Raw genomic sequence first — 22126 nt, 5'->3', positions numbered from 1 at the left:
CATTATTGCATTTTCTGAATGGATGTACCTCTTCTATGAAGAGAAAATTTCACGGACAACAATGGCACGCTCACAGCTGCAAGCACTATTAGACAAACTACAGAAAGGTGATACGGTCATTGTTCTTGAGATAAGCCGTCTGTCTTGTTCCACCAAAGATTCGCTAGAGATTATCGAGTAGATCAAAGAGAAAGGCGCAGGATTGAAGTCTGTTACCGAAACACGGTTAGATACTTCCAGTGATAATCCGACGAACGACTTCCTGTTGACAGTCTTTTCGGGCATGGCGCAGTTTGAGCGCTCTTTGATTAAGAAATATCAACAAGAAGGCATTGGAATTACCAAAGTGCAGGGTAAGTTTAAAGATCGTAAGGTCGAGGTGACTGAAGGTGGTAAGAAGGCTGAGAAAGCTGAATGTAATATTATCACAGGCACTTCACCAAGATTTCGAAATTTGATATCTATGTTCACCTATTACCAGACGATATTCGCTAAGAAACGTCCCCTTCGCTCTTGTGATAGTATTGGAGGTGTTGCATATGCGAACTAAGAACACTGGAATTCAATCACTTTTGACCGTTTGTGTATCAATATTTTGTGGCGTTTTAGGGAATAGAGTGTACGAGGCTTATAATAGCCTCCAGAGCTAAGAACATAGGTTCGCTTCCTATCTAAGTAGTGATAGACAGTTTTTTTATTTTATAGGCGTCATCACTTAAGAATCATAGAAGGATTTCTTGTTTAACTAATTGGACAGGTTTATTAAAGAAAAAGGAAGGAATACCTTGTAAAAGAATGATGAAATATAAGGCTAATATGTTAATGGGGTGTATAAATTGAGTAATGAGCGTGAATCACTTATGATCATTGATGTAAGTAATATCCAAACTGCAAAAGAATTACATTTACTCCTTAAAGAAAAGCTTGAATTTCCTGATTTCTATGGAGAAAATTGGGATGCCTTTTGGGATTGTATTACAGGATTTGTGTGTCCTTTGCCAAATAAAATGATTTTCAACGGATGGTCAGAATTGGAAAAAATATTGCCAAGAGATACAAAAATAATGAAAGAATGCCTTCTTGATTACAATGAAAAGGATAGAAAGGACCCCGAATGGAAAAGCGAATTTTTATTTAATTAACGGACGCTTTAATCGAGTAACAGGACTGTCGATGATAGACAGTCTTTTTTTGATGCTAAGTATCATAACTTAGCAGTATTGACACCGCCTTCTCGTTGCAGTATTACCAAGGCATTAGTGAATGTCATAACATAGTTTCATAAATCGAAGAGGATTACATATAAAACACGAATGAAGGGTATTGAAGATCACGTGATAATATGAGTTCCTTTTGTATCGATATGGCACCTAAAATTATAGAATATCGACTTTAAGACGTACCCCGCGTCCTGGCCGCCAACCGACGAGTGTCCGACTATTTCTTCAGTAACCCTTTCAGATGTGCGACCGTGTCGACTAAATATTCCGGATGCATCACCAACACTATCCCGATAGCCGTTGCTAATATGATTGTTGCGATACCGCCAAATTCGTCTATAATACTTTTGTCCATTTCTTCTTTTGAGCCGTCTGCTTTCGTTACCTTCGTTTTGTCATTCTTCGTGCGTTTATAAAATCCCATATGTAATTACCTCGCTATATGTATTCACCCGTACTACTTTTCCGAGTGTATACGTATATCCAAAAGTTTTTTTAATTCTCCTTCGAGGTACCGTAAATTTTTAAAATTTTTTTTTTTGCGACATACGTTATTGCACTGATCCGTCATTTGCAGCTGGGGGGAGGTACCCATCCGTTACCAGTCGTCGAAGTTCGTAATTTTGGTGCGAATGTGTGTTATACACCAGGCGTAGTGCGCTGGTGATCGTGCGCCGCTCTTGTGCTGGGGTGGCGGTGGTGGTGGCGCGTTCGTTCGGTGTCTCAATGCCTGTCCTTATGAGGTTTGTGGCGTATTGGTGTTCTTTTTCCTTCTTATATCGTTCACATTCCAAACGGTTCGTGAACGACCAGTGATTTGGTTGTTCACTCTGTTTGTTCACACACTTTCATTTAGTGACCATTGCTGTTCTATATTAATTACGACAGAGATCTTTTTGGCGTCAATATCCGCTTTATGATCAATGTCATACCGTTAAGCGTTTTTCCTTTACAACTAATTTCACATGATTAGCAGAATGCTTGGTACACCTAGATTTCCAAAGATAAATTAACAATTGAATAATACCCCTCGATATTTTGGAAAGTGACGTATTCGGACGGACTGCACTAAGCTTTTTATCGTTCATAAACTAAATAATTTTTTGTCGCATTCGAAAGTGACAAATTTTTCGTTATTGAGCTAACCAACAATTATAATCGACTCACCATTCAATAGAACGTAATAGTACAAATGTACCGTATCAGTTATACGTATATTACGTTTAATTCGTAAAAAACGTCATAAGCCTCGCTAACGCTCAGCTGAACCCTACCTAGATAGGCAGGATTCACACTAAAATATATTATTTAATTGACTGCCACAGAAGCTGATAAGCTTTGGTGCAGACCGAACCGATGAGCCGTTAGGCTTTTTAGGTGAAGGTTATTACGTTCAAGATTAAGATATAATTTCAACCATTAAATAGCTGCATCGCTTGGTACTGTAGGGCTAAGCTTACTTTTTCGATGGTATCTGAAATACCGATGGTAGCATAAAAATGGAACTCGAAGTGCCGGTATTATACGTTATGATAACTTAAACACACCTATTTCAGATTGATCTGAACTTCCATCTTTTCGATATAATAGTAATGGATTCAACTTGTAATGCTTATTCCGTCCATTCTGCTCTTCTACAAACACACGCATTCCATTGAACTGCATTTTTTGTAGTTTATTACGTACAGCTCGTTCCTTTAATCCGGTTATTATCATAATTTCCGTCTGACTTAACGGCTTAGCTTTCGTTATATCTACTTCTGACGGATCAGTACATAAAATATTTGTCTCGTAATGAATGTATGGCGCTAATCGGTACATAATACCCAAATCAGCAACCGTAAGAGACTTACTACGATATAACTCTCGTATTCTTGTACAAAATACTTTAACGCATTGTCTGCCAGATGTAGAACCTTTAAAATGGTACAGTTCGTTCATTGAAAATGATCCATCTATATTCTCTATCAGGATGTTCTGAAACAACAGTCGCTTCATAAATTGACCAAATGCATGACGTTCAAGTCCGATAAGTTGTTGAATCTCCCTTTTGGTCATCGGTTTATGTTTCTGCCCTATCACTAAGACACTATCGTAATAAATGTATGTCTGCAAATATAGTAATCGCCCCAAATCCTCAGTAGACAATTGTTCGACAATCTCTTGTACAGCCTCTATGTTCATGAATGTAAATCCTTCACAGCGTCCGTTTTGTTTTGCAAGCTTCTTACGAAATGCTTGATCCTGCTCTTCAGAAATAAATCTTCCCCTTATCTCTTCTACAATCTCCCCCGTTTCGTTATCAAATAGTGAATATCGCGACACTTATATTTCCTCCTTTATATAAATTAAAAGGCAACTCTTTGCTTGATTGCTGGAACCACAACGTGGAAATCCCCCTATGATACATCATTTCTTAAACCGTTCCTTTCGTTTAGAAGGCTTCTCCTTCACTTTGGATGAATCAGGCGTCCTAAAAAATCTCCGTACTTTTTTGTTAATGACCGCTACATACTCTTTATCATGTCCAAGCGGTAAAATTTTTGCGTATATCTGCTCATCTGTCCATTTTCTGTTCACCACCATGTCAGAAATATTGGTTGATAAGCTCAACTCAGTTGTATTGTCGAATGTACCGTAATAAACCCCATTGACATCAAGTCGAAACCAATAGCGCCTATCACACTTCTTCTTATTTAACTCTGCTTTACTGAGAATATGGGCTTTCACACCTTTTTTTGGATCTCCAATAATCGGTTCCTTTGTGCGTCGTTTTCTTCTATGTTCACTTGGCGTCAAGACCTCTAAATTTTCACGAGTGTTATTCAATCCATTGCCGTCTTTATGATGTACGTGCATTCCTTTTGGCTCACCTTTTAATAGCCGATGAATATACTTCCCCCTGCTCATAACGTAAAAAGTACGGCTATCTTGAGACCATTTAGCGCAAATGCTATAGCCACGCCTTTCTAAAATATGAAAATCAACTGTACTAATACGCATCTCAAGAAGAAAATCAACTGTACTAATACGCATCTCAAGAAGAAAATCAAGACATTTAATATAGATGGATGTAGTACCATTTTCATGGTGAATGTAATCATTTTTCATAATTCTTCTCCTCATTTCTAAAATTTTCTAATTGTAACTTTTCTACTCAATATGTGAAAAACAAGATACTGATCTACTTCCGTCCTTAATTACAGAGACAAAGCACATTCTCTGTGCTAATTACGCCCGTACAACTTTAACTGTTGTTGCTGTGACCATCGAATATTCACCTCCAATTGTTTATTAAGTTGCCTTACACTAGTAAATCCGACCCTAATTCGTTTTTGTAACGGAGAAATCAAAAAAAGAAGCCACATATGTGACTTCCTAACTACTGAGGAGAGACATCTTAAAAATTACAAATATCCTGTAATTCAATCATTTACAACCTTCCTAACAACATATATTTTCCCCTACGAATATGCAGGACTACTCATTTACAACTGTTTTGTTTTTGTTCTTCAATGCTACTATGACTTCATCACGCAGTGGCATATCTTCAAATATCCAGTAAAACCAATTTGCAGTTTCTAACTGTTTCTTTCTTTTTCTGTACTCTGCTACTTCATTCGGTTGCATGTCCATTATTGCATCATGTTCTTGAAACATAGCATCTCGTAACTTTTTAGCTGATAAAGATAGACTAGCCTGTAATACATCTTGCGTGCATTGATTCGTTTTCATGAAATGTATGTTTAGCTTGTGGCGATCTTCTCCCCACGTTTCACGTCTTATTCTAAGCATAGCTGTATGCTCTAAATGTTGAAAACTATGGCAATATGTACATAACAGTGAAAGTTCCACTAACTTTAATACAATTTTATTTTCATCGTATTCCCACTGTTCATGAACTTCAAGCATACCTGTATCTTCTGGTTTAAAACCACATACAGAGCATCTACGATTATATTTCTCTAACATAACCGTTCTAACTTTATTCCAATTCTTTTTACCAATACTCTCTCTCACTGACCTTTTTTGAGCATATCTAGGCATTCGTTTTACTATTTTTAATGACAGCTGCTCAACGATTGCTTCATATTCACTTAAATCTTTTATTTTAGGATTTTTTCTTTTATAAATAATGCAACCCATTTCTTTTAAATCTTTTTTAATTGTTACTACTGACACCTCACATTCAGCAGCTAAAGAAGAGATTCCTACTTCATCAATTACCCCAAATGAATTATTCACCATATGCCTACTATTTATTAACTCTATACGCCCTTGTTTGTCCATTTCTTCATTTCCCCCTCTAAGGTCTTAATCTATATCTAGCTATATCACCTTTACCACTATCATAGTTATCCATAATTGTCTATATTTTCATCTATCTTAGTTAGTGATGTTTTTTTGTTAGTCAAATTTCATAATTTTTTCACGTTTCTTCGATAGAAGTAATATCTGAAAATGTAATAAAAAAAACAGACGTAGAACTTAACCGCAAAAGAAACAGTAGTGCGCCCTAACGTCTTGCAGTTTGGCGGTGCTACACGCTATAATTAATAATAGAAAACGAGACGGACGTATAACTATTTAGCCACAAACGTTGATATGACGGCATTCGTAACTAGCGCTGACTTACGATTTGACTTACGTTAAACTAACGATCCTTAGTGACACCTTGACAGGGTGGAGGTCGTGAGTTCAAGCCACTCCGGGGTCATACGAAAAACCCCTTGATAGTCAAGGGGTTTTCTTTATGTAGCAGACCTTTGTCTCTTTTTGAAAAATAAACTTTTTGCTGTTTGGTCAAGATTTGGTCAATAACAGGGTTTTTCGGTCAACGATTGTGTCCTGGTGTATTTTTTATGAAATACATACATTATCATTTAATCTTAATATTTATATAAAATATAGAAAGTTAAATTCGTTCTTTTATCTTCTTTTCTGCTTTGACCTTTCTCTAATTTAGAAAGGTCAACATATCCATCACTTATACCGCTCACTTTCTTCACCGAAAAAAGATCAAGAATTGCGATGAACAATTTTCTTCATCTTACAACAGCCGATCTTCTAAACTGCTGTAGTGATATACCTCCCCATAATCTCCGTACTGTGATAAGAATTCGTTTCGCTTTTCTTCTGCCTCTATCCACGCATCCTTTGGTAGGATATCCAGGTGACGATGCCCCATGTTGCCATACCCATACGCAAGTAATACATCGGTCGTTTCCCAAATCTAAAAACGAAATACATACCAATGATTGGTAAAGTCAATAATTGTACCAGATTGAAATGCAGTATTTTCAAATTGATTATACAGAAACTCTGCAGCTGCACCAGTGAGAGAATATCCAAGCAGAGTAGACAGATTCTTCTCTCGTTTATACAGTTTTTCCAGTTTTTCCAGTCCTTCCATTGTCGTCATGCCTGTATCATATTTTGTTGCGATAATCACAGGTACTTTTTTGAAGGCATCAAGCTCATGAAAGCTGATAACATCACTTTCATCCCATTGGATATAAAGCCCTGCTTCTTGCAAACATATTTGCCCACTGTCCTGTATTCACCGGATTTTCCAGCCGTTCACATGACAAATACAAGCCGGTTTCACTTAAAAGCGATGTTACAATAGCAAAATAATCTTTGGGTCCAAATGTAGGTTGTTCTGTCAAATAGTCTTCTAGTTTCCAATATTGCGGAATCGGTGTTGGGCCTATGATTTCATGGAAGCAGCGTACCAATTTAATGTGATCGAAGTGCCCTGTAGGGAAAATGTTCCCTATCTCAGTAAAGTCAACACAATGGAAAGTCACGTTTTCTAATCCAAGGTGTGCTGCTAGCTCTTCTGCACAAGCAATGCCTGCTTTCGATTGATCAATCCCAAATACCTCCGATTTCTAAGATTCTTTGCGGTTTCAAATCTTTATCAGCTATCCATGTACCGTAGTTCCGATGCAAGTCTCCTGTATACGAAGCAAACGCTAGACTGAAAGGTAATGTTTCGTTTTTCACTTCATAAATCATATGATTCTTAGAAATAGAGCGGTTTGTGATGAGAAGATTCATTTTTTCTGCTAATAGTGGATCAGCTGCATGTACATCTTCTCAAAAACGCTCTTCCTCTTTTGTCTCTGTGATGCCTAATGATTCAAAATAATCCCTTACAATACTTGTACTTACTTCTGTTGTCATTTTGCTACTCTCCTCATGTTGTTTTCGTTCCGTTAATCATCACTGGAAATAATAGATGACATTTTTACGGCTCTTGTTCTAGTAAAACTCCCCATCACTTACTTTCGCAACTACCTTACAAAATTTTGTCCACTTCGCAGGAAAATCATTACTATCCTTTTAATTTCATGGTGGGTATCATATTCAATTCGAACAGACCAGTGCGTGCCATCTAGTACATCCGCATAGTATTCTACTACCCAGCTTATAAAATCACATTAATAAAGTTCAGATCGAAACCACTCAAATTAGTGATAGATCATTACTCTTCATCTAAAATCAATAAAAAGAGGCACAGACTATTAACGATTGTGCCTCAGATACCTTTTTACTTTAATTCCATACTATTCAAAGGTTGAATATCTTTTCTTTTCAGTATCATATTTTAAGACCGAAATATTGCCGCTTTTTTTCAACAGTGCCATCAAGATAAAAATGACTTTCTCCATCCCAATAAACCTTTCCAAGATATTCTTTTTTATTTGCTATCTCCACACTTAAAAAGTAGGAAACTATTTAAAAATAAGCCTACTAAAAGGATTTATCAAATCGACAAATCCTTTTGGTAGGCCTTTTCTCATTTAATCAAGTATATATTTTATTCCCACTCTTAATATTGCAGGTTGTTAACAAACACTGATTTAAAGCTATTATCATTATAGTTATAGTATTTTGGTGGGTATTACTATAAATTATCAAATTTTATATTATTTCGCTACGGTTTAATATCGTTTAAAATTGGAATCATAATTTTATTCATGTAACTGTAATACTCTTGAATATTATTAAGTCTAAAGATATTAAAACTTTCTTCTTCTGATTCAATAAAATTATTTTGATCATTTCGAATATGAAAAATTCTATTACGGTTATTTGTTAAGAACTTATATTCTTTTGAACATAAGAAAATATCTAAATTAGTAAATACGTCTTTATTATTAATGATAATCTGTTCATTATTTTTATCATTAATTACATCTTGAAAATCGTCAAAATAAATATATTTACTTTCAGTAAACAAATTATATTTATTGACTAATAACCTTGCAAGTTTATCATTAACAGCATAAATACGATAAATTATATCATTAATCAATGAATCATAATTTTTTTCACATAACTCCTCAATTAAAACGTCTTTAAACTTCCAGTTATTATCTATAGCTGCAGTAATTAAATTGTTAACTATTACATGAGTTCTCGAAATTTCATTTAAACGATTCAAAATATCAAAAACCCTTTTTGAATTTTCACCTAAAATTCCGTCTTTTAAAAATGCTTTATTAAATTGATGAACTCTTTCACCAAATGTTTGAGAAAACGCATATGTGTCTTCAGGATTTGGATATTGAACTGATATAATCGAGGCATCTTGATATTTTAAATTAGAATAATCAGAAGGAATCTGAATATTTTTATATACGTTAAGAACCAATGTAATCATTTCGTCAAACAAATCATAGCACATGCATACTAGATTATATATAATATCTATTTTATCCAGTACACCAATCATTTCAACTCCGTTATTGTAAGAAAGGTCATGATCTAATGATTTTCTTGTATCTTCAAGGTTAAAGGAATCTCCCTTTTTTCTGAATTTATTCATCATTTCATAAAATTTTTTATCTTGAAAGGAGGGAATTTTCCTTAGTTGCTTTAGCAAAAACTCATATTTATTTTGAATTTTATTCTTTCTAAATTCAACATTAAAAGCAACGCTATAAAAAATTGTTAACTTCTCAATAAGACTAATAGATTTCAATGTTACATTTCTAAAATAAAACATGTATGAGAAATTATCAAAGTTAACTACTGTATGGTCTTCAAAACGATTAAATAAATATTTGAGCTCACTAGCTATTTCAGAACTCAAACTAAAACACTCTTCAATATAGGAAAATAAAAAAACAAATTTTTCTTTATCATCCTCTGAATCAGTAGATTGATTCCAAAAGAAATCACTGTGTTTATCTAATTTTTTGTTGACATCCACGTTTTTAGAAGAAACTTTTAAAAGAAGGTTGTCCACACTATCTTCAACAGTTTTAATTTTTGCAATACAATTATCACAATACAGCTCTATATCTGGAATGAAATAAGTAGTCGGCATCTCATAGAGACTTTCTTTCGGTACTCCATTTTCAATAGCTAAAATCATTCCATTAGCTATATACTGACCTATTCTTTCTTCGTAACCAGTATATTCCTTTTTACATCCCAAACAAGTCATTTCCATATATTCCGCCTCCATGTTTTACTTTTTTTTAAAAGAAATGAACCTACCGCTACATTTTAGCATTTGGTTCATTCCCTTTTTTGTTAATGTTTCTCTGTTTTATAAATATAATTATTTTGATAATCTAATTAAGATTTTTTTAAATTCTAGAATTAATGTTTTTCCCTCTTAAACTAACCAGATCAAGAAAATAGCTGATTTTTTTCGCTATATGTAAATCTGTCGACCAATGCTCAAAAGCTTTATTCTCTTGTCGAGAATTATTCATTATATCAACAAACCTCACAACATTATCTAATTCTTCCTCACTGCAATTTAAAAAATCTTCTTTAATTTTTTCAAGGCTAGATTTATTAATATAAGTTAACCAAGTTCTTATTATTCCAACCACTATGTCACAGACCTGTGTAAATTTATTTTCATGTGAATGTACAAATTCATAGTTATTGAGTGGTTTATCATTTATTACCATTTGTAGATTACTTAACTTTTCTTCAATAGTTGCCTCTTCATCAAAATAGTGGAATGAATTACTAAAAATAATTATTCTATTTAAATAAATATCCTCAAATGAAGAGATCAATTCAAGACTTGTATTATCTTTCAACAATTCAAGCCCATCTTTTCTGTTAGCTTTTAAGGATTGACGGAAGTATTCAATTAAAAAATCCTCTTCCCAATTATCAAACTCTTTGTCAAAAAGCCAATCCAAAATACTCCAAATAAAACCATTTACATCCGTAACATTAGGATAATTATAATTTCTTAATATATATACAAAATCCTCTTGATCGAGTTTGATATATTTGTACAAAACAGTTTTCATCTGATGAATCAATTCAATAGGTAAATGGTAAACCTCCCCCAGAGAATCTATTAAATCTACTATTACGTAATGCAGATTATCTCTATAAGAGTAATGAATCCAAATTCCATTTTCTTCTAGTCATTTCAACACTAAAGCTATTTTCTTTGCTTTCATTGTTGAATAAAAATCTTTTGCACCTTTTGAAGCTTGCTTAAATTTTATCTCTTTCATATTTTTCTGAGTCATTAACTCAGAAAATAAAGCATTGACTTTTTCATCCGAAATTTGATTCTCACTTCGATATGCAATCCCTCCAAGAATAAAAAATTCATTTTCATTTACGTTAAATCCCTCAGTTGTAATTCTAAACTTTTTAGGATTATTTGTTTCGTCGTAAAAGAATGTATATTTTACATCTACATTTTGCAAATCATTCATCTGAATAACTTGATTTCTAAATAAACTAACATCTTGAGGAAAACTCATCTATTAATTCATCCCTTCATTTTATGTCTTTAATCTACACCTATTACCCAGTTATATAAGTTTCTCACATTTTTTTATACTTACACAACACTTACTTTTATTTTACATTTTAGTTTATCATTACAATTATACTAAAAACTCATAAATTCAATTATCTTTCTTAATAACCTTAAATTGGAGATTGATACCTTAATACCTACACAACAAACAAAAGTGAACGTGAGACAATAGTTTTGATTTTATTTTTTAATTGTATAATACTTATTGTCCATCCTAAAAAACACTTTCACTTATTATGTCACAGTTAATTAAAGCTTGTAGAAACTTTGAAATAAAGAAAATGACGTACGTCTATTCATACGTCATTCCTTTTGTTATTCATTAAGAAAGAACCCAAAAGCTTAGACATTTATAAGAACTGGGGGGCTTTTTTGGGGGAACTATTTATTTTCAAGCTTTTTTACATTTCAATAGATGTAGAAAACACTTCAAAATAAGCTTCCACAGATCAATTTATTTAATACTCTTATTCCCACTCCATTGTTACTGGTAGCTTACTTATTACATCATATAAGATACTACAAAACGTTGATATAGCAATGTTTACGGTTATTTCAAAATTGATTGGATTCAAACTATAAAAGACTTAGTAAAATGTTTGAAAAATGATTTTATTTTCCGTTAAGATTGTGTTTTTTGTTTATCAGCGACTCCATCTGAAGTTTCCTATGCACGTTTAATTGAAAAATTAAGCAAGTCATCTATCCTTGAATCTGTAATTGAATCCCTTATTCTTCAAGCACTCAATAAAGGATTTATTTCTGATAAAAACGCTTCAATTGAAAATGATGAAAAAGCTGGCTATAAAGGATAATTATCAGCACTGCAAGTATTCTGACCTCAAGGGAAAAACGATTATATAATTATAAATATTTTTCAAACCCTTTACTAATTGATCAGCTAAATCCTTCCCTTTCAAAAAACTGATGTGCTCTTTCTCGAGTTGAATTACTCAGAAGCATAATTCTATGACAATTTATTAATCTACAATAATCCTCAACATATTCTAATAGTTTTCGCCCAATATTCTTACTACAATAATTCTCATGAACAATTATGTTTTCGACTACTCCATAAGGTCTAGTTCCATGCAATGCCTGTAAACAGATAAGTGCTATTCTTGAATAGGAAAAAGAGTATAGAAATAATCATTTATCGTAGCTTTTCTTAATAGAAACTATGGTTGTGTCTTTAGTTTTTATCATAAATTCCATTAATTATAAAACTTCTAAACATATTTATTTCTAGAAATGCTAAAATTAAAATACAATTTATTGAAAAAACATAGATTTAAAGCAGTGTGGTATCTAAAGAATTCTAATTTGTGGCGAGGTATAAAATGAATAATGAACAAACTTACAATGTTCAAAATAAGATTACTTTTAAATCCTCTACGGACAACACTTTTGAATTATCTAAAAAACAACTGAGTCAACGATACGATATTAATTTGAATCGTATTATAAATGGTTTTAAGAAAGTGACGTCCTTTAATGAGGCCCAAAGAGCTATAGAAAAAGATGGCTTCTATAGAGTGATAATTCCTAAAGATATTAGTAAGAGATTAGAAGATGGGAGTGCAGAATGGAATTTCGATAAAACTGGGATGCAGCTACCTACTATAAAAGACCAGAAAGGTTCATTTATATGTCAGGCAAGGTTAGAAGAAACTGATCCTACCAATTTTAGTAATGTAAATAATATAGCCCTTCAATCAACAATAGCTGCAGTTTTAGAGCAATTAGAATTGCTTAACGAACAAGTAGCAGATGTGTTACAAGGCCAACTTACTGATCGTATGGGTATAATTAAAGGTGCTGTAGACACATATAAACAAGCGTTACTAGTTAATGATATAACCGTAAGAAATCAATTGCTCACTCAAGCTGTATCCGAATTGAATAAAGGGCGCAGGCAACTAATTGAATCTTTAGAGAGCAAAACTAAATTTATAAATAAGTTACCCCAATCTTCTTTTAAGCAATTCTTCTATTCAATAATTAATAAAATTGATATAAATAAAATTGAAACTAAGTTTCTTGAAACACAGTTAATATTTGATAATATAATAAAATCTTCAAATTATATTGCTTTAGTTTATGAAGAGTTGGGGGAAGTCAACGCATTACAAGAATCTTTCCCACCTTTAAAAGAGTGTATCAAGGAATATTCGAGTAAAATGAGGAAGGTAGCTGAATTTTTGCCGTATAATCCCAACTCTGAGAGTCAAGACTCGTGGTACAAAAATCCTGAGACGATTATAGAAATGATTGATTTCCATATTCATAAATTAAATTCAAAATATATAGAAATAGAAATTACAGGAGAACAATTGTTGTTAAAAGAGGAGGTAGCAAATTTTGAATAAATGTAAAAAATGTGGAAGACCATTAACTAAGAATGAACTTTTTTGTACTCGCTGTAAAACAAAAATGGGCAATTTAACAGGAAAGATTGGGGGGATACTTACTGCAATTGTACCAATTGTTCTACTAGTTGCTAAGAAAATTAGAAAGTGAAATAAATAAGATTTTACTTATATCTTAAAATAACTACCATGAACCGTTGTATCAGCAAGGACTTTATCAAATGAAAATTATTGATTACCACTACATCTCCTTTAATTGTTAGTTTGTACTACTGTTAGCAATCTACACATGTGGAGTGTGTAGCTTAGTTTAGATAATAGCAATTAATTTATTCAGGAAACAATGAATATTTTGATGGAGGATTTTTCTGATAACCAAGTGATAATCGCTTCTATTTAACAGTATAGGGCATTAAAACCATTACATACTGTTAAAATCTTAAATCATTTACTTGAAGAGTAAGCGCTAATTTATTTTGAATATAGACATATCTTTATAATGATAATCCTCATTCCTGGGTTATATTAGACTCTATCCTAAGGTGTAGTGCAAGGAGGACAAATTTTTATACAAAAATTTTGTATGACGATGAGTTTTATAATACACTCAACCCTATATAAAATAATTTAATTGCGAATTTACGAAGGTTACTCTATGGCGCCTTACTATTTGATTACGAAAGGAGAATAGCATTGAACATTATTTTAATCGGTCCAAGAGGGATAGGAAAAACTACTGTAGCAAAAATTCTTGCAGAGAAATTAAATAAAAAATATATTTCGTTAGATGATGAAGGTAAGAACATTGCAGATATTGAATTAAGAAATTCACCAAAAGGGCGATTTTTTATCACAAAAAAAGTTTTAGAAGAAAATGCAACTGAAAATTGTATCTTGGATTTCGGCTGTTTTCACACATTTTTTCTAGATGATGCAACATTTAACGAAATTGATAAAATATTAGCTCCAATATCAAATATTTTTTTATTAATACCGTCTGCTGATATAGAAGAGAGTAAGGAAGAATTAAAGCAAATGAATGCACGGATGATTCAAGATGCAACTATTTTTAATATGGTTTGTAATTCAAATAAAAACATCTTAAAAAGTGGTTTTAACGAAAAACTTGCAAAACATATCATTTATACAAAGGGTATGACTTTTGCGCAAATAACAGAAGATATTATCGATAAATTAAAATAGTTAGCTTTAATTTAATTAAAAAGTATATACCTTCTTTTTCTTTCCTTAAACTTTTCTTAATAAATTATCATCTACATGTGTGATACACGGCAACATCATTTTTCAATGCTGACCATTCAACAAAGGTTTCTTATCATTAATTAAAAGAAAACGTGCTGCTAAATAATTTTGATTCAAAACGTTCATTTAGGATATAAATAAACCTACCGTCCACAGGTATCCCCTAGTTAATCTGATGTATTGAATGGTAACAAACAGGTATATTCACTACACTTTAATACCGCCCTTCCTTTAGAAATTTATACGAGACTAATTAAAAACTGGTCAAGATTCTGGTCAAGAAATTTCATTTTTCTACGTTACAGGATTTGCATAAAAAAATATAGAATACCGTATAAACCATTGATACAACTACCTTTACGTTCGATATTCCTGAAACGTAAAATATATGCTTCTTATCTTGACAGCCTGGAGGTCGCTGGTTAGAATCCATTCAGGATCACATAAAAAATCCCTTTGATAGTCAAAGGGATTTTTTACGTTGCAAACTTTTATTTCTTTTTAAAAGATTAACCTTTTGGTCAAAAGTTGATCAATAATTCTCTTTTAGTCTACTTTTAGATTTTATTGAAAAAGTTGGTAAAATTATAGATATTTAATAAAGGCATGTTTTTATTTGATACATTCATACCAAACTCAGGCTCTTTATACTTAGGTCTATCCCTAAGTAAATCATTTGGTTCCAAGAAAGCTGTTGCAGGAATTAAAAATAATTCGGGCGTATTCTCTCCTGAAAAGATTACCAAGGCTATGTAAAAATTATCCTGACTCGCATTCATATGTTTCTTTAAGATTAAGACATATTCCGTAGGTCTTCTAATAGATTTTACTAAAACTTTTATTTCTTTACCTTCTTTTGTTATTACTGAAAAGATTCTATCTTTTTCAATAATCTTAGCATCATATTCTTTAAACTTCTCTTTTACAATTTCTTTTGCCTTTTTATTTAATTCTCTATTCGTTAGAGTCATAATATTACCACTCATACTAGTTTCCACACCCTCCATAGCATTTAATAGGAAAGCTTTAGTGCACTGCATTAAATTATCGTATTCTTTATTATTTAGAACTGGCTCACATATCAACTTTTGCGCTTATACTGTTCCCATAATTCAACAATAGGGATAAATATTTTAGGAATTCGAATGGTATGAGAACAATGATTACATTTAGCGTGTGTATTGCTTTGTCCATTCCCTTTTGAAAAACGTTTCATGTTCTCTAACCCGCAATTTGGACATATATCACCAGGTACATAATACCAGCCCTTGAAATGACCTTGCATATTAGCAAAATCCCATCTCTCCTTATTTACTCCAGAATATTCAATATAACCAGGGTAATACTTGGGAGCCTTTGCCGCACCGCATCCAGTGCACAAATAATAATTCCGATAAGTTTCAAGTCCTGGATTTATAGTGCGGTCCTTCATATCCCTTACTCTATTATCGCGTGAATCAATCATTTGGTTGCAATCTTGACGATTCCAACAATCATTAAAGTAAATTTCATTATCATGATGGCCAGGTGTATGCCGCTGATAACAGGTGGCAACTGTCATGGAGTATCCTGCCTTGAAGTCCTTACTGTAGTCGAAATCATTAATCATTGGCTCTTTACATCCGCTACATTTCAGGCGTTCCTGCAACTCCAGAAGACGATTCAGCCATCCACCAAAACGGGTGAAGTACTCAAATGGGACCTGTATTTGCAAGAAGCTGAATATTTCAGGCGTACGCCAATTTAACCAATGGCTTGGCAAACCCTTGTAACTTCGAAAACGGGATCCGATGTCCTGTTCACTTATTGCCAATGAACATTCTTTCTTTGTTCTTGGGCAATACGCTCTACTTATTTGGTTAATATCCTCTTTCCCTCTCTTCCACGGCTTACCTTCGCAAAAATTACATTCTTTATGGTCGCAAGCAGGCCAAAGCCACTTGCTTTCTTTGAGTAATTTCTCATTGAAATTCTTTGCCAAATTAATATAGTAATCTTGTAATAAAGATTGCCATTGAGCAAAATCAAGCGGTTGCAATCCCAAATAATGCTTATACAGTAACTGAAATGATTTCAAAAGCGGATCTGTTACATTTTCCTCAAGAAAATTCAAATTTCTATATCCCCTTTGGAAAGCCAAGATATACCAAGAACATTTACCAATTACATCAAGCTGGTCCCACCATGAGGCCTTTACTGATAAATCGATTGTATCTTCCCATAGTAATAGGGCCTCAATACTCCCTAAATCAGGATAAAGCTGCTGTATAGAAAACCAATTTTCTCCCAGCAAACAGAAAACTGTAAGCTTTTGGGCCTGATGAATAACCATCCATTTCTTTCGTAGCCAAACAATGGCCCTTCCAGTTGGCTCAAAATTCCGTAGATAAAGTGCCCATGCCTCAATAGGAATATCCAGATCAACTTCTTCGTTTTTTATTTTTATGGACAATAACTCAAAGAAGGAAACAGGAAGGTCCTTCCACGCACAGCTAATTGGAACTTTAACTTGTATAGGACTACGCCAAGGACTTCTTATATAATAATTTCCATACAAAGTACCAATGTCCCAGTTTTGTGGTATATATAGATTCAGCTTTTGGCGCTTTAGGGCCCATTGTTCCAATTCGCCAGTTAGAGATATAGTCCAGCTTTTTTCAAACTCTCCTTCGTGTAAACATTGCAACCATCGGTTTAAACATTTCCCCCTTAAAGTCTCGTCATTTTCAATGGAACTCCAATACTTAGAGAAGGCGGTGTGGAACTTCTCTCCTTCAAACAAATACCATAAATTCAGCCTTTCCTTTATGTCGTCAGGAATGGAATATCTATACTTCTTTTTTTCACTAAATGGAACCTGTGAAAGCCAATCCTTTAGCTTATGCAAGAGACGGTTCCATGTACGAAGCCATTCAGGAAACTGGTACAAAACCTCCTGTAAGAAGCTCATTGATTGCTTATTCAGCCATCCATTTACATGTTGAATTCGGCTTTCACTTTCTCTAGCAACATCAAATATTGGCACTTTTTGATAAAATTCCAATCCCCATTTTGGAGGGTAATTCTCCCACATTGTATCCTTCACCAGCTCAGCTAACCGTCGAAGAAAATCAGGATTTATTATTCCTGCAGCAAAATAAGACTTTTCACAATTTGGATCGTTACTACTATGAAACTCCAGCCATTGTGCAAACCATTTTTCAGCAAGCTGTATATCATTCTCCTGCATAATAGCTTGAATCAATACAGTTTCCACTAAAGCAAATTGACCTGACAATAACAATTTTCTCAATGGAAAATCAGAATGTAGAGCAACTGTCTTTACATTTTGAGCATCCTTTTTCTCTTTGTTTTTTACCCTTTGATGTCGTGGCGTAAATTCTACCCAATCCCCCTCTCGCAAAATTGTTCCTTGTAGAATAGCTGATTTATGTACAAAATAAGAGGTGCCATCATTTGTTTCAATAAAACCATAATCATTTTCCTGCCCTGTCTTACGATTGTAACCACCAAACCATGATACTTTTCCAAACACAATCATATTTCTCACCAACTGTAGTTTAATATCTGCCCAAGTTACCTTCTGTCATAAATTAAATAGTCTATGAACAAAACTACTTCTATTGCTCATAATTTGAAATGTACATGAACTTAAAAATATTGTAACATAATTGCAATTATGTACTATCATTTACCTAGGTTAAACCATTCAAGAAAAAAACCGAAACATCCCTTTTATTAGGTGATATTTCGGCTTTTTTAGATTGCATCTTGAAATATAGATAATTTACCACTTTTTGATTCTGTTCATCACTTGTGGTTAAATATATATTCCTTGTATTTCAAAGATATCATTCATTTATGAAACGATTTAATATTACTGGGCTAAATGTATTTTTTTAAATTACATTGCTCTCTTTCAATAATTTTATTTAAAAACCAATGGTACTTACTTAATACTCCTAAATTTTTGGTTTCATCTAATTTATTTATTTCAGTTTCGATTTTTTGTTTAATAGGTGCTAAAAATTCTTTTTCTGCTTCTAATTTCACAAGCCATTTAAATGAATCCACAAAATAATGACCATCTACATCTCGACTTAGATCCATACCATTGACATCTTCTTTTATTAAATTAATAATTTTTTGGTCTAAAATGAATCTAGGATATATACTATGTTTTGACTCTAATTCATACGCATGAATAAGTGCTGGACCAAACAGTAAATTCCTATCACTTTTGTATCTAATGTCTCCTAAGACAATTGATCCTCTAATCAAAACGCCATATAAGCTTATCATTTTCATTTGGATTGCTGAGATTTCACCAACGATGACGTTTAGATAATCAGAAAAAGTTTGACCGTATTCTTCCAAGTGAGGCTTAAATTCTAAAATGTTTATAACTGAATCTGAAAAAACTATTAATTCAGACGGATAATGAGAATGAGCGAGTAAATGCATAGTTGTTAATATTTCTTCTATTTTTTCAGGATTATTTTTGTACTTTGTTAATACCATTTCTTTGAAACCTAGCACATCAAAAAACACTAATATTTTTCTTTCATATACAACCTCGGAATCCATTTTTACGTCCCCTTTTTCTTCATTTTACAACAAATAAATTTATTGAGTAAGATAACTAAAATAAAATATCAAACCAAACATAGGATATACATTGAAGATTTTTAGTCAAGAATTACCGTTTAAAGATAAGAATGTCAAAACATCTTCATTTAGATTTAAAACATGTAACTTCCAATTACCATTCGCGCACACTCAACAGGGCTATAAATCATATCTTCTCAACCCTCCGATAGCAATTTCATATGAGATTTTCTTAGTTTCAAAGTTACCTTGGAAAGGCATTTTTTATGATTCTACAACTTTTTCTATACATCAATCATAAAATAAATACTCTCTTTCCCACTTATCACATTCCTTTTTTGTTTTATAAAAAACAAAAAAGAAATAATTTATACCATTTATCATACAACGATTATGCGTTAAGCTCATCAATATGACCCCAAATTGGATAAGCGGATCCGATGTTACCCCAAACAAATGACTCTTGAAGAATCATTGAAACATATATCAACGTAAAAGGTCAATGGCTGACCTTTTATCGTACTGTTGGCCCGAAAATAAGCACAATTGATTTTTGACTAGGCAAAAAAAGATCAGAAAATCGCAAAATGCTTTTTTAAGAAAACTTTGTAGTCTTTTCATATTTCAAAGTTTCGATATTTAATACAATTACACTAAAAAATGGGGGACATTAAAAAGTGTGTGGTATCCCCTCGCTATCAAGTTTACAATACATTTTTCCTCAAAACGAAAATAATAACTAATTAAACACTTCGGCGCTACTTCAGAATCTTAGATCAATCGACATACGACATTACCTATAAGGAATCTAATACTCCAACATATTCACAGTTTTATATCTCGAAGAAATGGAGTTCCTCTGATTGATAAGTATATCTAAATAAATTAAAATATAGATTACAAAAGGGGGAATTGTTGTGAAAAAAGTTATGGCAACAGTTTTAGGTTTGTTAATTGTAGCAAGTGGGTGCAGCCCAAAAATGTATGATGAGCAAGTTGATTCAGGTAAAAAGGCCATTGAAAAAGGGGAATATGCAGATGCTGTTAACTCTTTCGAAAAAGCCGCTAAGGATAAATCAACAGATGACATTCAGAAATACATTCGATTAGCAAATGATATGAAAGACAGTGCTACTGCATTGAAAGAAGAAAAATACGAAGTGGCAATTGCAAATGCTGAAAAAGTTACGAAAGAAAAAACGGATGATAAAATATTCAAATCTGCAAAAGAACAAGCTGATAAAATCATCAAATCTGCTAAGAGTTCTCAAGAACAACAAGAATCAACAAAAAAAGAAATTCAATCGGGGAAAGATTTATTAAACCAACAAAAATATGATGAAGCCTATCAAGCTTTCAAAACAATAGCTGATAGAAAAGAATCACCACAACTTGTAAGTGAAGCAACAACATTAATGAATGAAGCGATTACAGCGAAGAAACAACATGAAGATGAACAGGAAAAGATAAGAAAAGAGAAAGCAGAAAAAGAACAAGCTGCGCAAGAAAAGAAAAAAGCGGAACAAGAAAAAACAAAAGAAGAAACTAAGAAACAACACGACACAGTTACAGATACAGGTGAAATAACTGAACACGAAGCTGAAGACCTTGTACGACGACAATTTAATTTCTCATCAGATGTAGTAGTACAATATAATAACGACGATGAGAATGGTAATTTTATTATCCAAGTGTATGAAGATCATCCCGATCATACGGCTACATTAGGATGGTTTGCTGTAAATCCAAAGACGAAAAAAGTTACTAAAATACAATTATAAAATTTAACAAAGCGAAACATTCGAATAAAAGACCTCTATTACTTTACAGTAAAATAGAGGTCTTTTTCATTACAATGTGAATATTGTCAACTCATGTGCTTCCTCTCCCTTTTTATTGTCCCTCTGATTCCTCTTGGTCTTGATTTAGGTATATGGCCTGGAAAAAAGGAGTTTTGCCTATCTATATAAATTTTATTGGGAAGGTGATTTCCCTTACAATATGGAATAACTCAACAGGTGATGATAATGATCATTTTGAAGAGTAAAATTGGAGAATTCTTAAAAAGCAATGGGTTAAAAGGAAACTGGATTCCACAGAAATCAAATATAAGCCAATATCAAATAGGTAATTATGTAATTTAACTATTATTTTCCGTAAAAATTCTTTATAAAAGAACATACACCGGCTTACTAAAGGGTGTATATTCTTTTATTTAAAGACAAAATAGAATGTTGACTGCTCAGCTAAATCTAGACAGAAATTAAAATTCTATGCTCAAAATATCCACAGTCGGAATATCCGCCGGTGCCCATTTTAACTCTAATAAATTTTCAACTTGAACCCACTTGATCTCTTCATGCTCAAGCGCCTTAGGTATACCGGATTCTATGTATGCCTTATAAGTAGCAAGATGAACTATAATATTCTCATATTCATAATCCACTTCTTCTATTTTTTCACCTACGGTAATTAAACACCCTAGTTCTTCTTTAATCTCACGCACCAATGCTTCTTGAGGCATTTCCCCTTCATTAATTTTCCCACCTGGAAATTCCCAATAGTTCGGTAATGACATTTTAGGAGAACGTAATGCACATAGGACCTCATTCCTCTCATTAAAAATGACAGCTCCAACAACCGATACTTTCTTCTTCATGAATCGTCACTTCTTTCACATCTTATTTAATACTTATAATCTCTACTTCTCGTCTTCTTGTTTATACTACAATATTTTTTAAATAATTTGTAAATATCTTCATGTAGGTTTAAAACATGCGACTGCGACTTCCGATGATAAATTGCATCTTTCTCGCTTTGGAATAGTCATTCCACGTAATGTGCTT

The 22126-nt window shown here is 32.8% G+C and carries 19 protein-coding genes and 2 pseudogenes; 6 read left to right on the top strand and 15 right to left on the bottom strand.

Translation table 11 applies throughout. The features are described from left to right. Positions 1-22: 22 nt before the first annotated feature. A pseudogene (locus COK05_RS08995) lies at positions 23-550 on the top strand (recombinase family protein). 286 nt (positions 551-836) lie between these two features. Continuing rightward, complete coding sequence (locus tag COK05_RS08990) at positions 837-1142, top strand: barstar family protein (RefSeq protein ID WP_098612303.1); 306 nt, start codon at positions 837-839, stop codon at positions 1140-1142. A gap of 295 nt (positions 1143-1437) precedes the next feature. On the opposite strand, the gene COK05_RS08985 is transcribed toward COK05_RS08990, so the two are convergent. The 11 genes from COK05_RS08985 to COK05_RS32035 form a co-directional block, all read right to left on the bottom strand. Then, positions 1438-1644: a hypothetical protein gene (locus tag COK05_RS08985; RefSeq protein ID WP_098612302.1), complete on the bottom strand. Its 207-nt coding sequence runs from the start codon at positions 1642-1644 to the stop codon at positions 1438-1440. A 1103-nt stretch (positions 1645-2747) separates the two neighbouring features. Beyond that, positions 2748-3545 carry a hypothetical protein gene (locus tag COK05_RS31665; RefSeq protein WP_255290315.1) on the bottom strand — a complete coding sequence of 266 codons (798 nt, stop codon included), beginning with the start codon at positions 3543-3545 and terminating at the stop codon, positions 2748-2750. Positions 3546-3629: 84 nt separating this feature from the next. After that, positions 3630-4331 (bottom strand): HNH endonuclease signature motif containing protein, encoded by a 702-nt coding sequence (locus COK05_RS08975; RefSeq protein ID WP_176539428.1) that lies wholly within the window; start codon positions 4329-4331, stop codon positions 3630-3632. 369 nt (positions 4332-4700) lie between these two features. Next, positions 4701-5510 (bottom strand): hypothetical protein, encoded by an 810-nt coding sequence (locus COK05_RS08970; protein ID WP_098612300.1) that lies wholly within the window; start codon positions 5508-5510, stop codon positions 4701-4703. Positions 5511-6453: 943 nt separating this feature from the next. Continuing rightward, positions 6454-6756, bottom strand: a complete 303-nt coding sequence (locus tag COK05_RS08965) for a hypothetical protein (RefSeq protein ID WP_098612299.1) — start codon at positions 6754-6756, stop codon at positions 6454-6456. After that, positions 6722-7075: a hypothetical protein gene (locus COK05_RS32040; RefSeq protein ID WP_369680716.1), complete on the bottom strand. Its 354-nt coding sequence runs from the start codon at positions 7073-7075 to the stop codon at positions 6722-6724. The genes COK05_RS08965 and COK05_RS32040 overlap by 35 nt, the downstream gene beginning before the upstream one ends. A gap of 16 nt (positions 7076-7091) precedes the next feature. After that, entirely contained in the window at positions 7092-7283 is a 192-nt protein-coding gene (locus tag COK05_RS08955; RefSeq protein ID WP_098612297.1) for a hypothetical protein, read from the bottom strand. A gap of 880 nt (positions 7284-8163) precedes the next feature. After that, positions 8164-9687, bottom strand: a complete 1524-nt coding sequence (locus COK05_RS08945) for a hypothetical protein (RefSeq protein ID WP_098612296.1) — start codon at positions 9685-9687, stop codon at positions 8164-8166. Between the two features lie 139 nt (positions 9688-9826). Next, positions 9827-10501, bottom strand: a complete 675-nt coding sequence (locus COK05_RS08940) for a DUF3800 domain-containing protein (protein ID WP_176539427.1) — start codon at positions 10499-10501, stop codon at positions 9827-9829. A 132-nt stretch (positions 10502-10633) separates the two neighbouring features. Then, positions 10634-10981: a hypothetical protein gene (locus COK05_RS08935; RefSeq protein ID WP_098612294.1), complete on the bottom strand. Its 348-nt coding sequence runs from the start codon at positions 10979-10981 to the stop codon at positions 10634-10636. Between the two features lie 956 nt (positions 10982-11937). Beyond that, the gene (locus COK05_RS32035; protein WP_369680715.1) at positions 11938-12150 is read right to left on the bottom strand and encodes a GNAT family N-acetyltransferase; all 213 of its coding nucleotides are present in this window, start codon (positions 12148-12150) and stop codon (positions 11938-11940) included. A gap of 230 nt (positions 12151-12380) precedes the next feature. Here COK05_RS32035 and COK05_RS08925 point away from each other — a divergent pair, with 230 nt between their 5' ends. Next, positions 12381-13409 (top strand): hypothetical protein, encoded by a 1029-nt coding sequence (locus tag COK05_RS08925; RefSeq protein WP_098612292.1) that lies wholly within the window; start codon positions 12381-12383, stop codon positions 13407-13409. Positions 13410-14102: 693 nt separating this feature from the next. After that, complete coding sequence (locus COK05_RS08920; protein ID WP_176539424.1) at positions 14103-14612, top strand: shikimate kinase; 510 nt, start codon at positions 14103-14105, stop codon at positions 14610-14612. 617 nt (positions 14613-15229) lie between these two features. Here COK05_RS08920 and COK05_RS08915 read toward each other — a convergent pair. The 3 genes from COK05_RS08915 to COK05_RS08905 all read right to left on the bottom strand — a co-directional run bounded on the left by COK05_RS08915 (position 15230) and on the right by COK05_RS08905 (position 19259). After that, positions 15230-15658: a hypothetical protein gene (locus tag COK05_RS08915; RefSeq protein ID WP_176539423.1), complete on the bottom strand. Its 429-nt coding sequence runs from the start codon at positions 15656-15658 to the stop codon at positions 15230-15232. Between the two features lie 95 nt (positions 15659-15753). Then, positions 15754-18213 (bottom strand): cold-shock protein, encoded by a 2460-nt coding sequence (locus COK05_RS08910; RefSeq protein ID WP_098612289.1) that lies wholly within the window; start codon positions 18211-18213, stop codon positions 15754-15756. 344 nt (positions 18214-18557) lie between these two features. Continuing rightward, on the bottom strand, positions 18558-19259 hold the full coding sequence (locus COK05_RS08905) for a hypothetical protein (RefSeq protein ID WP_098612288.1): 702 nt from the start codon (positions 19257-19259) through the stop codon (positions 18558-18560). A 393-nt stretch (positions 19260-19652) separates the two neighbouring features. On the opposite strand from COK05_RS08905, the pseudogene COK05_RS31660 reads away from it, so the two are divergent. Both COK05_RS31660 and COK05_RS08900 read left to right on the top strand, forming a co-directional pair. Further along, a pseudogene (locus COK05_RS31660) lies at positions 19653-19889 on the top strand (DDE-type integrase/transposase/recombinase); the annotation flags it as partial. Positions 19890-20197: 308 nt separating this feature from the next. Next, positions 20198-21061: a hypothetical protein gene (locus COK05_RS08900; RefSeq protein ID WP_098612287.1), complete on the top strand. Its 864-nt coding sequence runs from the start codon at positions 20198-20200 to the stop codon at positions 21059-21061. Between the two features lie 482 nt (positions 21062-21543). On the opposite strand, the gene COK05_RS08890 is transcribed toward COK05_RS08900, so the two are convergent. Continuing rightward, on the bottom strand, positions 21544-21939 hold the full coding sequence (locus tag COK05_RS08890) for a (deoxy)nucleoside triphosphate pyrophosphohydrolase (protein ID WP_098612286.1): 396 nt from the start codon (positions 21937-21939) through the stop codon (positions 21544-21546). Between the last annotated feature and the right edge of the window lie 187 nt (positions 21940-22126).

It is taken from the genome of Bacillus cereus, from assembly GCF_002567495.1.
Lineage (GTDB): Bacteria > Bacillota > Bacilli > Bacillales > Bacillaceae_G > Bacillus_A > Bacillus_A cereus_AQ.
This window is presented reverse-complemented; position numbering and strand designations above follow the sequence as displayed.

Bases quoted from the DNA above. Each gene is read 5' to 3' on its own strand.
- COK05_RS08915 (WP_176539423.1), bottom strand. From the start codon at position 15,658: ATGAGTGGTAATATTATGACTCTAACGAATAGAGAATTAAATAAAAAG.
- COK05_RS08955 (WP_098612297.1), bottom strand. From the start codon at position 7,283: ATGAATCTTCTCATCACAAACCGCTCTATTTCTAAGAATCATATGATT.
- COK05_RS08890 (WP_098612286.1), bottom strand. From the start codon at position 21,939: ATGAAGAAGAAAGTATCGGTTGTTGGAGCTGTCATTTTTAATGAGAGG.
- COK05_RS08945 (WP_098612296.1), bottom strand. From the start codon at position 9,687: ATGGAAATGACTTGTTTGGGATGTAAAAAGGAATATACTGGTTACGAA.
- COK05_RS08935 (WP_098612294.1), bottom strand. From the start codon at position 10,981: ATGAGTTTTCCTCAAGATGTTAGTTTATTTAGAAATCAAGTTATTCAG.
- COK05_RS08925 (WP_098612292.1), top strand. From the start codon at position 12,381: ATGAATAATGAACAAACTTACAATGTTCAAAATAAGATTACTTTTAAA.
- COK05_RS08905 (WP_098612288.1), bottom strand. From the start codon at position 19,259: ATGGATTCCGAGGTTGTATATGAAAGAAAAATATTAGTGTTTTTTGAT.
- COK05_RS08975 (WP_176539428.1), bottom strand. From the start codon at position 4,331: ATGAAAAATGATTACATTCACCATGAAAATGGTACTACATCCATCTAT.
- COK05_RS08985 (WP_098612302.1), bottom strand. From the start codon at position 1,644: ATGGGATTTTATAAACGCACGAAGAATGACAAAACGAAGGTAACGAAA.
- COK05_RS08910 (WP_098612289.1), bottom strand. From the start codon at position 18,213: ATGATTGTGTTTGGAAAAGTATCATGGTTTGGTGGTTACAATCGTAAG.
- COK05_RS08970 (WP_098612300.1), bottom strand. From the start codon at position 5,510: ATGGACAAACAAGGGCGTATAGAGTTAATAAATAGTAGGCATATGGTG.